Consider the following 12,728-nt stretch of genomic DNA (forward strand, 5'->3'; position numbering starts at 1 on the left):
TTTGAAAGACATCCAACGATTATCATCTTTCCCAGGACAGAACTTCGGTAAATACTCAAAATCGGGAACAAGTGTGGTTCGCAAACGTTCACGTCTTGCGTGAAATAAATCACACAAAAACAATTGCTTGCAATGGTCCTAACGGTAGGGTCGGAAGAATCGTGCAGGCAGCAGGAGTATAAATGGGTCAGGAAATGAGCGGTCAGGGCCGATTGACGACGCATGTCCTCGATACGGTGAGCGGCAAGCCAGCAGCAAACTTACGCATTGAATTACGCCGCATCGGGAATCAGCAGTCAGAAACGCTTCGTGAGATACGCACAAATGCGGATGGTCGCTGCAACGAGCCGCTGCTCGCAGGTGATGCGCTGCATACTGGTTCGTATGAGCTGCTTTTCCATGTTGGCGAATATTTCGGAAAGAGCGATGACATCGTGTCATTTCTGGATGTTGTGCCGCTGCGCTTTGGCATTTCTGACGAAAAGGCGCATTATCATGTGCCGCTTCTGGTTTCGCCATTTTCCTATTCAACCTATCGCGGGAGCTAAGCGATATGGGTCAAGCAGTCCGACACAATATCCGCTTTCTGCTGAACGGCGAGACGGTAGAGCTCGACCGCGTTTCGCCTGACGAAACTTTGCTCGATTATCTGCGTCTTGCCTGCAAACTTCGTGGCAGCAAGGAAGGTTGCGGCGAAGGCGATTGCGGTGCATGCACGGTCCTTGTCGGCAAGATTGTGGGCGACGAGCTGATCTATGAAGGCGTGAATGCCTGCATCCGTTTTGTCGGCTCGCTGGATAGTTGCCATGTCGTGACCATCGAGCATCTGCGCGGGTCCGACGGTGGCCTGCATCCGGTGCAAAAGGCGATGGTCGACTTTCACGGCTCGCAATGCGGTTTCTGCACGCCGGGCTTTGTCATGTCGCTTTATGGTCTCTGGATGCGCAATCCAAAGCCTGCAGACGTTGAGATTGAAAAGGCGTTGCAAGGCAATCTCTGCCGGTGCACTGGCTATGAAGCCATCATGCGCGCGGCCCGCGCAATCTCTGATTATGGTACGCTGATGGAAGATCCGCTTGCGGCTGAACGTGCGCATGTCATCAGCCAGCTTAACGCCTTGCGTGATGGCGCGCGGGTTGAAGTGGGTAGTGGTAAGGATCGTCTGGTCGTGCCTGCCGACCTCGATGATTTTGCCACTATCTATGCAGCCGAAGCCAAGGCAACAATCGTTGCTGGTTCAACCGATGTTGGCCTCTGGGTCACCAAGATGATGCGCGATATTTCGCCGGTCGTCTTTATCGGTCATCTCGCAGAACTGCGCACCGTCAGCGAAAAAGACGGGGTCATCACCATTGGTGCGGGTGTGACTTATACGGAAGCTTTCTCCTTCCTCGCAAAACGCATTCCGGCGCTGGGAAATCTCATCAATCGCATTGGTGGTGAACAGGTGCGCAATATGGGCACCATCGGCGGTAACATTGCCAATGGTTCGCCGATTGGCGATACGCCACCGCCATTGATCGCGCTTGATGCAAAGCTGACGCTGCGCAAAGGTGCCGAACGCCGGACAATTCCCCTCGAAGACTATTTCATTGCCTATGGCAAACAGGATCGCCAGCCCGGCGAATTTGTGGAAGCCGTGCATGTGCCGGTGCCAGATGAGCGCAGCCAGTTTGCCATTCACAAGATCTCCAAGCGTTTTGAGGAAGACATCACGGCAACGCTTGGTGCCTTCCATCTGACACTCGATAATGAGGGCAAGGTTGCATCCATCCGTATCGCCTATGGTGGAATGGCAGCAACGCCAAAGCGGGCGTCGGCCGTTGAAGCGGCACTGATGGGCCAGCTATGGAATGATGCAACGGTTGAGGCTGCACTTGATGCCTATTCAATTGATTATCAGCCTTTGAGCGATATGCGCGCGACGGCTGATTATCGCTTGCTGGTCGCCAAGAATTTGCTCCGTCGCTTTTATGCTGAAACGCAAGGGCAAGCCGAACCTTTGCGTAAGCCAAACGTTGTTGCCGCATAGGGAGGATGACATGAACAAGCATCCTGCAAATGAAATAAAAGCCGCCCGTATTAAAGGCGGTGTCGCAACCGATCAGCGCCATGATTCCGCGCATAAGCATGTGACGGGCGAAGCGGTCTATATCGACGATATTCCAGAACCCGAAGGCACGCTGCATATCGGTATAGGTTGTTCGACTGTTGCCCATGCCAAAATCATTGCGGTTGATTTATCGGCTGTGCGCGCGGCCTCCGGCGTTGTCGATGTGCTGACTTATAAGGACGTGCCGGGCGAAAACGATGTCTCGCCATCGGGCATGCATGACGATCCGATCTTCGCGGTCGATAACGTGCAGTTTCATGGTCAGCCGATTTTTGCGGTTGTTGCCCGCACGCGTGATCAGGCACGCCGCGCTGCACGTCTTGCCAAAGTCGAATATGAAGAAATGCCCGGCCTGTTTTCGATTGCGGGTCTTGATGGTTACAAGGATCGGCTGGTCTTCACGCCACTCACGCTTATTCGCGGCGATGCCCGCAAGGCCATTGACGACGCCCCGCGCAAGGTCAAAGCGCAGATGCTTGTCGGTGGACAGGATCACTTTTATCTCGAAGGACAGGCTTCACTTGCCATCCCCGGCGAAGATGAAGATGTGACCATCTATTGCTCGACGCAGGGGCCAAGCGAAACGCAACATCTGGTGGCCCATGCGCTTGGCGTGCCGAGCCATTCGGTGACGGTTGAAGTGCGGCGTATGGGTGGCGGTTTTGGCGGCAAGGAAACGCAGGCCAATCAATGGGCAGCCATTGCAGCCATTGCGGCCAAGAAGCATAAGCGCGCTGTGAAAATCCGGCTCGACCGTGATGAGGATATGACCTCGACCGGCAAGCGTCATGATTTCATGATCGATTACGAAGTCGGTTTTGACGATGAGGGCAATATTCTCGGTGTCGATTATCTGTTTGCACTAAATGCTGGTTTCTCTGCCGATCTGTCCGGTCCGGTTGGCGACCGCGCACTATTTCATTGCGACAATGCCTATTTCTTTCCGGCTGTTCATGCGCAGTCCGCCCCGCTTTATACCAATACCGTGTCCAACACGGCATTCCGTGGCTTCGGTGGTCCGCAGGGCATGGTGGGTGCCGAGCGCGTGATTGAGGAAGTGGCTTTTGCTGTCGGCAAAGACCCGCTCGAAATCCGCAAGCTCAATTTCTACGATGCCATGGGCACCGAAGGTGGCACGCGCAATGTGACGCCCTATCACCAGAAGGTGGAAGACTGCATCATCCAGCGCATTGTTGCTGAGTTGGAAGACAGTGCGGATTACGCGAAGCGTCGCGAGGCAATCCGCGAATTCAACGCGAAAAGCCGCTATGTCAAACGCGGCATGTCACTGACGCCAGTGAAATTCGGGATTTCCTTCACCAAGACGGAATCCAATCAGGCTGGCGCGCTGGTGCATGTCTATAATGACGGCTCGGTGCATATGAACCATGGCGGCACGGAGATGGGGCAGGGGCTTCATCTCAAAGTGGCGCAGGTAGTGGCCGAAGAATTCCAGATCGATCTTGATCGTGTGAAGATTACCGCAACAACAACCGCGAAAGTGCCGAACACTGCACCAACGGCAGCATCGTCCGGGGCCGATTTGAACGGTATGGCCGCACAGGATGCGGCGCGTCAGATCAAGAAACGCCTCATTCGCTTTGCCGCGCAGCAACATCAGGTGCCGGAAGATCAGGTCGTCTTCCTCCCTAACCGTATCCGCGTTGGTAATCAGGAAATCAGCTTCAATGATCTGGTGAAGCAAGCCTATATTGGCCGTGTGCAGCTCTCTGCGTCGGGGCATTACAAGACACCGAAAATCCATTGGGATCGTGCCAAGGGTAAAGGCCACGCCTTCTATTATTATGCCTATGGCGCGGCCTGCTCGGAAGTATCGGTCGATACGCTGACCGGCGAATATGTGGTGGAGCGCACCGATATTCTTCACGATACGGGCCGTTCGCTGAACCGTGTGATTGATATTGGTCAGGTGGAAGGCGGCTTCGTGCAGGGCATGGGCTGGCTGACCACGGAAGAGCTTGTCTGGGATGACAAAGGAAGGCTGCGCACCCACGCACCATCGACCTATAAGATCCCGCTGGCATCAGACCGTCCAAAGATTTTCAATGTCGCGCTGACCGATTGGTCGGAGGCTTATGAGCCAACAATCCATCGTTCAAAGGCGGTTGGCGAGCCGCCGCTGCCGCATGGCATGTCGGTGCTTTATGCGCTGTCGGATGCGGTGGCGAGCGTTGCCGATCACAAAATTAGTCCGCGCCTTGATGCGCCAGCAACGCCGGAGCGCGTGTTGATGGCAATCGAGCGGCTGCGAAGTCAGAAAGGCTGATGCGATGCTGGGCAGGCGGGACGACATCAGGGCGTTTCTCAACAAGCGGCCCGATAGTGTTCTGATTGAAGTCACCGATGTCCGAGGTTCGGCCCCGCGCGATGCGGGCGCGTGGATGCTTGTCGCCCGCGATATGATTTTTCGCACCATTGGCGGCGGGCAGCTCGAATATATGGCAATCGACCATGCCCGCAAGATTTTGGCTGGCGGTAAAGATTCCCCCATGGATGTACCACTTGGCCCAGAAATCGGCCAGTGCTGCGGCGGTCGTGTTGGGTTGAGCTTCCGGCGCGTCAATCGCGGACTGGCTGAAGAACTAATCGCAAAGGTCGATGCCGAAATCGCCACCCGTCCGCATGTTTATATCTTTGGTGCAGGCCATGTCGGTGATGCTCTCGCCTATACGCTCTCACTGACACCCGTGCGGGTTATCCTGGTTGATACGCGTGAAGCGGAACTGATGGCCGTTGATGCGCCCGGCGTTGAAACCTGTCTTGCAGCCATGCCCGAACAGGTGGTGCGTTCGGCCCCACCCGGCAGCGCATTCATCGTGTTGACCCATGACCATGCGCTTGATTTCCTGATCGTGACGGAAGCTTTGCAGCGTGACGATGCCGTCTATGTCGGTATGATCGGCTCGAAGACCAAGAAGGCCACTTTCAAAAATTGGTTGAAACGCGAAATCGGTCGCGCAGAATTATTTGAAAATCTCGTCTGTCCGGTTGGCGGCTCGGTCGTTAAAGACAAGCGACCGGAAGTTATTGCCGCATTGGCTGCGGCCGAGGTTTTAACCGCCGTTCTGGTTTCCAGTAAAGTTTTACAGCCCGCCTAACTCAATTGATTAGGCGGGCGTCTTTTTAAGCCAGTGCCTCGCGGATCAGACGCTGGCAACGCTCTGTCATGAAATCGATGATCAGACGGACTTTCGGGTCCTGAAACCGCTTATGCGGATAGATCGCAGCGAGCTGGATCGACGCTGGTGGCGTGCTTGCAAGAATAGGAACCAGCCGCCCGTCACGGATATATTCCTTCACTTCAAACAGCGGCTTGTTGATAATTCCGCGCCCGCCGAGCGCCCATTGCGTCAATACGTCGCCATCATCGGAATCGTAAGGCCCGGTGACTTCGAATTTGCGCAGACCTTCCGGTGTTTGCAGAGACCAGAAATATTCTTTCGAACCGGGAAAGCGCAGGAGCAGGCAATCGTGTTTGTCGCCCAGAAGTTCCTCGGGCGATTGCGGAATGCCATGCTTTTCCAGATATTCGGGTGCAGCACAGATCACACGTTCGCAGTTCAGAATGCCGCGCATCCGCAGGTTCGAATTTTCCAGAACACCCAATTTGAAAGCAACATCAACGCTTTCACTCATGATGTCGATCTCATGGTCAGATAGTCGCAGGCGCACTTCTATGTCCGGATATTTGTCGTGAAACTCCGGAATCCCTGATGCGATGAGCCTTCGACCCAGCCCCAGAGGTGCTGTAATGCGAATCGAACCCTTTGGGTTTTTTGCCAGTTCAGCAACGGCTGCTTCGGCTTCATCCACGGCTTCGAGAATTTTTAAAGCACCATCATAAAATATGCGACCGTGCTCGGTTGGCGTCAGCTTGCGTGTCGTTCTGTTGAAAAGCCGCACACCAAGATGCTTCTCCAACTCCTTGATTCGATTACTTGCAACAGCTGGCGAAGCGCGCTGGTCGCGACCTGCCGCCGACAAATTTCCCAATTCGACAACGCGCACAAAAACGCGCAGATTATCAAGATAAGACATGCGTCCGTTCCACCATTGTATATATTTTTTTGAAAGTGATGGTCGTGATGTGACGTTCCCATAAGGGCCAAGCTTTGGCACATAATAAAGTAACGAACAATGGGGCCACCGCATCGGCCCAAAAATCGAAATGGATTTTTGGAAAGCGCGATGCGTCAACGAAAACGAGACAGAGCGTCCTTTATGCGTCCTTTTGGGCGCATGGCGCTCTGAGAATGGGAGTGCCGGATGTATGATCTTGCCGTGGCCTGGGACTGGCTGGGCTTCGCAGTGCGGTGGCTACACGTCATCACCGCGATTGCGTGGATCGGCTCGTCTTTCTATTTCATCGCGCTGGACCTTGGCTTGCGCCAGCGTCCAGGCTTGCCGGTCGGCGCCTATGGCGAAGAATGGCAGGTCCATGGCGGCGGTTTCTATCACATCCAGAAATATCTGGTTGCACCTGCCGAGATGCCCGAGCATCTGACATGGTTCAAATGGGAATCCTACGCCACCTGGCTGTCAGGCTTCACTTTGCTCTGCATCGTCTATTATGCGGGCGCCGATCTTTATCTGGTCGATCCGAATGTGCTCGATGTCTCAGCACCGGTTGCAATCGCTATTTCGATTGCCTCGCTGGCATTCGGCTGGATCGCCTATAACACGATCTGCAAGCTGATGCTCGGCAAGAGCGATACGCTCCTGATGGTCATCCTCTACTGCATTCTGGTGGTGATGGCCTGGGGCTATACGCATCTGTTTACGGGTCGTGCAGCTTTCCTGCATCTGGGTGCTTTCACCGCGACGATCATGTCTGCCAACGTGTTCATGGTCATCATTCCGAACCAGAAAATCGTGGTGGCGGATCTGATTGCAGGCCGCAAGCCCGATCCGAAATACGGCAAGATCGCCAAGCAACGCTCAACGCATAACAACTATCTGACGCTGCCGGTTCTGTTCCTGATGCTGTCGAACCACTATCCGCTGGCATTCGGGACTGAGTTCAACTGGATCATCGCCTCGCTGGTGTTCCTGATGGGCGTCACGATCCGCCATTGGTTCAATACGCAGCACGCCCGCAAGGGTAGCCCGACATGGACCTGGCTGGTGACGGTTATCCTGTTCATCATCATCATGTGGCTGTCGACTGTACCGAAGATTCTGACGGGTGAACCAGAAGAACAAAAGGTTTCATCGCTGCAGCAGACTTTCATCTCGGACCCGCACTTTGAAAAAGTGCGGGATACCGTTCTGGGACGTTGTGCGATGTGCCATGCAAAGGAGCCGGGTTGGGAAGGCATCATTGTGCCACCTAAAGGTGTAGTCCTTGAAACTGATAGGGAAATTGCCGCGCATGCGCGCGAAATCTATTTGCAGGCTGGTCGATCCCATGCCATGCCGCCCGCCAATGTTACCGGCGTAAGCAATGAGGAGCGCAAGCTGCTCGCTTCCTGGTATGAATCTGCGACTTCTGGAGCAAAGCAATAATGACCAAACTTCTCATCCGTGGCCGCGTGCTGACCTTTCGTGACGAACCGCAGAGTCTGGATGACAGTCAATCCTATCGCTATATCGAAGATGGTGCCGTGCTTGTCGAAAATGGCCGCATCACGCGTCTCGGAGACTACGCCGAGATAAGTGCTGAAGCAGGCAGCGGCGTAAAGGTTGCCGATCATCGCCCACATCTCATCCTGCCCGGCTTCATTGATACACACATCCATTATCCGCAGACGCAGGTTGTTGCGTCCTACGCGGCCAATCTTCTCGAATGGCTCAACACCTATACATTTGTGGCAGAGCAAAAATTCGCCGATGAGCAGCACGCGGAATTTATCGCTGAGCGCTTTTTGGACGAATTGATCCGCCATGGCACCACCACGGCTGTCGCTTATTGCTCGGTACACCCGCAGAGCGTTGATGCCTATTTCCGTGCATCGCAGCATCGCAATATGCGTATGCTTGGCGGCAAGGTGATGATGGACCGCAATGCGCCGCCCGCACTCTGTGATACCGCTCAATCGGGTTATGATGACAGCAAGCAGCTAATAGCCCGCTGGCATGGCAAGGATCGCCTCGATTATGTGATCACGCCGCGTTTTGCGATTACCTCGACGCCAGAACAGCTGGAAGCAAGTCAGGCGCTTGCACGCGAGCATCCTGAATGCTTCATCCAGACGCATCTCTCGGAAAATCACGAAGAGATTGAGTTCACAAAATCGCTTTACCCGGATGCACCTGATTATCTCGGCATATACGAGCATTATGGTTTGCTCGGCAGTAAGACGTTGCTTGGCCATTCCATCCATCTTGAAGAGCGTGAAGTGCAGGTGATGGCGGAGACCGGCTCGGTTGCGGTTTTCTGCCCGACTTCGAACCTGTTTCTCGGCTCCGGCCTTTTCGATCGCGACCGCCTGAAAGCATCGGGCGTGCGCATGGCAGTCGCAACCGATGTCGGCGGCGGCACTAGCTTTTCGATGCTGCGCACGATGGATGAGGGCTACAAGGTTTTGCAGCTACGCGGAAGCCGTCTCAATCCGTTCCAGTCATTCTACATGATGACGCTCGGCAATGCCCGCGCGCTCTCAATGGAAGACAAGATCGGCACGCTTGATGAGGGCACCGAAGCCGATATCGTGGTGCTGGATTCGGCAGCGACATCGCCGATGCGTCTTCGCATGGCTGCAGGGGCAACGCTTGAACAGGAGTTGTTCCTGCTGCAAACGGTCGGTGATGACCGTGCGATTGTCGAGACCTATATCGCGGGAAAGCCGCTGAAGGCCGAACTCGCCTAAAGAAATCTCTGGAGGAGGGAGAGGGAGGACCCGTGGCGGAGCAATCTGCTGCGGGTTCTTCTGTTTTTGAAGCGTATCCCGAAAAGTGTGAAATGGTTTGCGGAATAGATGCGCGTTCTAAAGCTCTTCCGGGCGCTTGCCACCCATGGTTCGGGTCAGCTCATCGGCTGTCTTGCGGATCATCGGCCCAAGTTCTTCCAGCTTTTTCTTAGGCAAACGCACGGCAGGTCCAGAAACGGAAATGCCCGCAATTGCTTCCCCATACTCGTTGAAAATAGGTGCTGCGATGCAGCACATGCCGAGCGTATGTTCTTCATCGTCAATCGACCAGCCACGGGTGCGGGTTTCCTGAATGTCTTTCAACAGGGCAGGTAACGTGTCGAGTGTGCGTTGTGTGAAGTGCTCAAGTGTTCTTCCCGAAAGCGTTCGCGCAATCTCTGTATCCGACCATGTCGAAAGCACAGCCTTACCGATGCCGGATGCATGGATCGGTCCACGGCGCCCCGGGCGGAAAAAAGCGCGCATCGGCGCATGGCTTTCGATCTGCGAGATGAACACGACATCGCCGCCGTCCTCGACGCCGATATTGGCGGTCTCGCCACTCGCTTCCATCAATTGCTTGAGATAAGGTCGCGCCAGAGTGCCGAGCTTGCGGAAGCGGCGAAAGGCATTACCGATTTCAAATGCCTTGACGCCGATGGTCCAGTCGCCGCTCTCCGCATCATGCGAAACCATGCCGTGATTTGCGAGTGATGAAAGAAGTCGATGCACGGTTGAAGGTGCCATGTGGCTTGCATCAGACAGATCGGTCAATGTCGAACCGTCATTCTCGGCAATAAGTGCCAAAAGCTTGAGGCTGCGATCCAGAACCTGAACGGATGAAGGTGCCGCGTTTTCCGCTGCCTTGCGGCCCCGCTTCGCTTTTACCTGTTCCATCAGCCGCCTCCGATTCCTTGTTTTTCTATCACTACCTTATCCCCATGACCTCGAAAAGGGCGTGGCGATTATCTCCATTCTGTTGAAAATCTTTATTTCCGTATAATGGTATGCATTTCCATTTTTTGGCTATAGATTTTGTAAATGGAGAATTATTCCATAGGAGGAAGCCGTCATGGCCAGAATGCGTGCAGTCGATGCAGCCGTACTTGTGCTGGAAAAAGAAGGGATCAATTGCGCTTTCGGTGTGCCGGGCGCAGCGATCAATCCATTTTACTCCGCCATGAAAGCGCGTGGTTCTATCCGCCATATTCTTGCACGCCATGTTGAAGGCGCTTCACACATGGCTGAAGGCTATACCCGCGCAAAGTACGGCAATATTGGTCTGTGCATCGGCACATCCGGCCCAGCTGGTACGGATATGATCACCGGCCTCTACTCGGCATCCGCCGATTCAATTCCAATCCTCTGCGTTACAGGCCAGGCCCCCCGCGCGCGCCTCGACAAAGAGGACTTCCAGGCAGTCGATATTGCCAAGATCGCAGCCCCCGTTACCAAATGGGCGGTTACGGTTATGGAGCCAGCACTGGTGCCTTTTGTTTTCCAGAAGGCATTTCATATCATGAAGTCGGGTCGTCCCGGCCCGGTTCTGATCGATCTGCCGATCGATGTCCAGCTCGCCGAAATCGAGTTTGACATCGATACCTATCAGCCGATGGAAGCATATAAGCCCTCAGCAACCCGTGCACAGGCCGAAAAGGCCATTGCCATGCTCAACGCAGCGGAACGTCCGCTGATTGTTGCAGGCGGCGGCATCATCAATGCCGATGCTTCCGATCTTCTGGTTGAGTTCGCCGAAATCACCGGCATTCCGGTTATTCCAACCTTGATGGGCTGGGGTGTCATCCCCGATGATCACCGCCTGATGGCGGGCATGTGCGGTCTTCAGACGTCGCACCGTTATGGCAATGCCAGCCTGCTTGCGTCAGATACAGTCATAGGCATCGGAAACCGCTGGGCAAACCGCCATACCGGCAATGTCGAAACCTATAAAAAAGACCGCAAGTTCATCCACGTCGATATCGAACCGACCCAGATTGGCCGTGTTTTCGCACCGGACTTCGGTATTGTTTCGGATGCTGCTAAAGCTCTGAAATTGCTGCTCGACGTTGCGACCGAATGGAAATCCGCTGGCAAGCTGCGCGACTGGTCGGGCTGGGCCGAGGAATGTGCGACCCGCAAGAAAACCATGCTGCGTAAGACCCATTTCGATCAGACGCCGCTCAAGCCGCAGCGCGTCTATGAAGAGATGAACAAGGCCTTTGGCCGCGACACTTGTTATGTCACGACCATTGGTCTGAGCCAGATTGCCGGTGCGCAGTTCTTGCATGTTTATCGTCCGCGCAACTGGATCAATTGTGGTCAGGCTGGCCCATTGGGCTGGACATTGCCCGCCGCTCTCGGCGTCCGCGCTGCCGATCCTCATCGCCCAATCGTTGCGCTTTCAGGCGACTATGATTTCCAGTTCATGATCGAGGAACTGGCGGTCGGTGCACAGCACAAGCTGCCTTACATTCATGTGGTCGTGAACAATTCCTATCTCGGCCTCATTCGTCAGGCGCAGCGCGGCTTCAATATGGATTTCGAGGTCAGTCTCGCCTTCGACAACATCAACGCATCGGGTGACGCGGAAAAGGGTTACGGCGTCGATCACGTAGCGGTTGCGGAAGGCCTCGGCTGTAAGGCGATCCGGGTTCGCAGTCCGAACCAGTTCGCGGAAGGTTTTGAACAGGCCAAGGCGCTGATGGAAGAGCATCAGGTGCCGGTTGTTCTGGAATTCATCCTTGAGCGTGTCACCAATATTTCCATGGGGGTGGATATCGATCAGGTCGTCGAGTTTGAAGAGCTCGCCGAACGTGGCGAAGATGCGCCAACGGCGATTGCCATGCTGCTGGATTAAAAATGAGCAATTGCAGGAAAAGTGTGAAGCGGTTTTCCGTTCACAATTGCCTAGAAAAATAGAGGAGGCGGAAATGCCAAGATTTGCAGCCAATCTCACCATGCTTTTCAACGAAGTGCCGTTCATGGATCGCTTCGCTCTCGCCGCCAAAGCCGGTTTCACAGGGGTGGAATATCTCTTCCCCTATGACTTCAACCGCCATGAGCTGAAAGCCGCACTCACCAAGCACAATTTGGCGCAGGTGTTGCACAATTTGCCTGCAGGCAACTGGGGTGGTGGCGAACGCGGTATTGCTGTTCTGCCTGATCGTATCGATGAGTTCCGCCGTGGTGTTGCCGACGCGATTGATTATGCGACAACGCTTAACTGTTCGCAGGTCAATTGCCTCGCAGGTATTGCCCCACAGGGCGCTGATCCCGATGTGCTACGCGCAACTTTCGTCAGCAACTTGCGGCTTGCCGCAAAGGAACTGGGCAAGCATGGCATCCGCCTGCTGATCGAGCCGATCAATCACTATGATATTCCGGGCTTTTATCTCAATACGGTGGAGCAGGCAGTTTCGATCATTGACGAGGTCGGCAGCAACAACCTCTTCATCCAGTATGATCTCTATCATCAGCAGCGCACGCGTGGTGAATTGATCGCCACCTATGAACGCTACAAGCCGCTGATTGCGCATGTTCAGCTTGCTGATAATCCGGGTCGTAACGAGCCGGGCACCGGCGAAATCAACTATCCATATGTGTTCGAAGCTCTGAAAGCCGCCGGTTACAAGGGCTGGATCGGTTGCGAATATAAGCCCAAGACCACAACCGAGGAAGGTCTTGGCTGGTTCAAACAATATGAAGCTGAACGGTTGAGTGCATAAGTTAGAATAGGGAGTAAGCGA

Annotated in this window: 10 protein-coding genes; 8 read left to right on the forward strand and 2 right to left on the reverse strand. The window is 54.6% G+C overall.

Annotation, left to right across the window (positions count from 1 at the left end; all coding sequences use genetic code 11):
* The first annotated feature begins 182 nt into the window (after positions 1-182).
* From uraH to xdhC, 4 genes are read left to right on the forward strand one after another with little or no spacing between them, the layout of a single operon-like run.
* The gene (gene uraH, locus ACSME1_RS09075) at positions 183-548 is read left to right on the forward strand and encodes a hydroxyisourate hydrolase (RefSeq protein ID WP_105705359.1); all 366 of its coding nucleotides are present in this window, start codon (positions 183-185) and stop codon (positions 546-548) included.
* Between the two features lie 5 nt (positions 549-553).
* Positions 554-2,032, forward strand: coding sequence for a xanthine dehydrogenase small subunit (gene xdhA / locus ACSME1_RS09080; protein ID WP_024896075.1), 1,479 nt, complete (start codon positions 554-556; stop codon positions 2,030-2,032).
* Positions 2,033-2,042: 10 nt separating this feature from the next.
* Positions 2,043-4,400: a xanthine dehydrogenase molybdopterin binding subunit gene (xdhB, locus tag ACSME1_RS09085; RefSeq protein ID WP_024896076.1), complete on the forward strand. Its 2,358-nt coding sequence runs from the start codon at positions 2,043-2,045 to the stop codon at positions 4,398-4,400.
* A gap of 4 nt (positions 4,401-4,404) precedes the next feature.
* Positions 4,405-5,232, forward strand: a complete 828-nt coding sequence (gene xdhC, locus ACSME1_RS09090) for a xanthine dehydrogenase accessory protein XdhC (RefSeq protein WP_024896077.1) — start codon at positions 4,405-4,407, stop codon at positions 5,230-5,232.
* Positions 5,233-5,257: 25 nt separating this feature from the next.
* On the opposite strand, the gene ACSME1_RS09095 is transcribed toward xdhC, so the two are convergent.
* The gene (locus ACSME1_RS09095) at positions 5,258-6,172 is read right to left on the reverse strand and encodes a LysR family transcriptional regulator (RefSeq protein WP_024896078.1); all 915 of its coding nucleotides are present in this window, start codon (positions 6,170-6,172) and stop codon (positions 5,258-5,260) included.
* A 228-nt stretch (positions 6,173-6,400) separates the two neighbouring features.
* On the opposite strand from ACSME1_RS09095, the gene ACSME1_RS09100 reads away from it, so the two are divergent.
* Together ACSME1_RS09100 and guaD are read left to right on the forward strand one after the other, a co-directional pair.
* On the forward strand, positions 6,401-7,639 hold the full coding sequence (locus ACSME1_RS09100; RefSeq protein WP_024896079.1) for a urate hydroxylase PuuD: 1,239 nt from the start codon (positions 6,401-6,403) through the stop codon (positions 7,637-7,639).
* Positions 7,639-8,943 carry a guanine deaminase gene (gene guaD, locus ACSME1_RS09105; protein ID WP_024896080.1) on the forward strand — a complete coding sequence of 435 codons (1,305 nt, stop codon included), beginning with the start codon at positions 7,639-7,641 and terminating at the stop codon, positions 8,941-8,943. Before ACSME1_RS09100 ends, guaD begins: the two co-directional genes overlap by 1 nt.
* 117 nt (positions 8,944-9,060) lie before the next feature.
* Here the strand turns inward: guaD and ACSME1_RS09110 are convergent, their stop codons facing one another.
* Positions 9,061-9,879 carry an IclR family transcriptional regulator gene (locus ACSME1_RS09110; RefSeq protein ID WP_036566676.1) on the reverse strand — a complete coding sequence of 273 codons (819 nt, stop codon included), beginning with the start codon at positions 9,877-9,879 and terminating at the stop codon, positions 9,061-9,063.
* 175 nt (positions 9,880-10,054) lie between these two features.
* Here ACSME1_RS09110 and gcl point away from each other — a divergent pair, with 175 nt between their 5' ends.
* Together gcl and hyi are read left to right on the forward strand one after the other, a co-directional pair.
* Positions 10,055-11,839: a glyoxylate carboligase gene (gene gcl / locus ACSME1_RS09115; protein WP_024896082.1), complete on the forward strand. Its 1,785-nt coding sequence runs from the start codon at positions 10,055-10,057 to the stop codon at positions 11,837-11,839.
* A 73-nt stretch (positions 11,840-11,912) separates the two neighbouring features.
* Positions 11,913-12,707 (forward strand): hydroxypyruvate isomerase, encoded by a 795-nt coding sequence (hyi, locus tag ACSME1_RS09120; protein WP_024896083.1) that lies wholly within the window; start codon positions 11,913-11,915, stop codon positions 12,705-12,707.
* Positions 12,708-12,728: the final 21 nt, after the last annotated feature.

Source organism: Brucella pituitosa, assembly GCF_965577835.1.
Classification (GTDB): Bacteria; Pseudomonadota; Alphaproteobacteria; order Rhizobiales; family Rhizobiaceae; genus Brucella; species Brucella pituitosa.

Coding starts and splice junctions, on each gene's coding strand:
- xdhB (WP_024896076.1), top strand. CDS start 2,043: ATGAACAAGCATCCTGCAAATGAAATAAAAGCCGCCCGTATTAAAGGC.
- ACSME1_RS09110 (WP_036566676.1), bottom strand. CDS start 9,879: ATGGAACAGGTAAAAGCGAAGCGGGGCCGCAAGGCAGCGGAAAACGCG.
- xdhA (WP_024896075.1), top strand. CDS start 554: ATGGGTCAAGCAGTCCGACACAATATCCGCTTTCTGCTGAACGGCGAG.
- gcl (WP_024896082.1), top strand. CDS start 10,055: ATGGCCAGAATGCGTGCAGTCGATGCAGCCGTACTTGTGCTGGAAAAA.
- uraH (WP_105705359.1), top strand. CDS start 183: ATGGGTCAGGAAATGAGCGGTCAGGGCCGATTGACGACGCATGTCCTC.
- ACSME1_RS09100 (WP_024896079.1), top strand. CDS start 6,401: ATGTATGATCTTGCCGTGGCCTGGGACTGGCTGGGCTTCGCAGTGCGG.
- ACSME1_RS09095 (WP_024896078.1), bottom strand. CDS start 6,172: ATGTCTTATCTTGATAATCTGCGCGTTTTTGTGCGCGTTGTCGAATTG.
- guaD (WP_024896080.1), top strand. CDS start 7,639: ATGACCAAACTTCTCATCCGTGGCCGCGTGCTGACCTTTCGTGACGAA.
- hyi (WP_024896083.1), top strand. CDS start 11,913: ATGCCAAGATTTGCAGCCAATCTCACCATGCTTTTCAACGAAGTGCCG.
- xdhC (WP_024896077.1), top strand. CDS start 4,405: ATGCTGGGCAGGCGGGACGACATCAGGGCGTTTCTCAACAAGCGGCCC.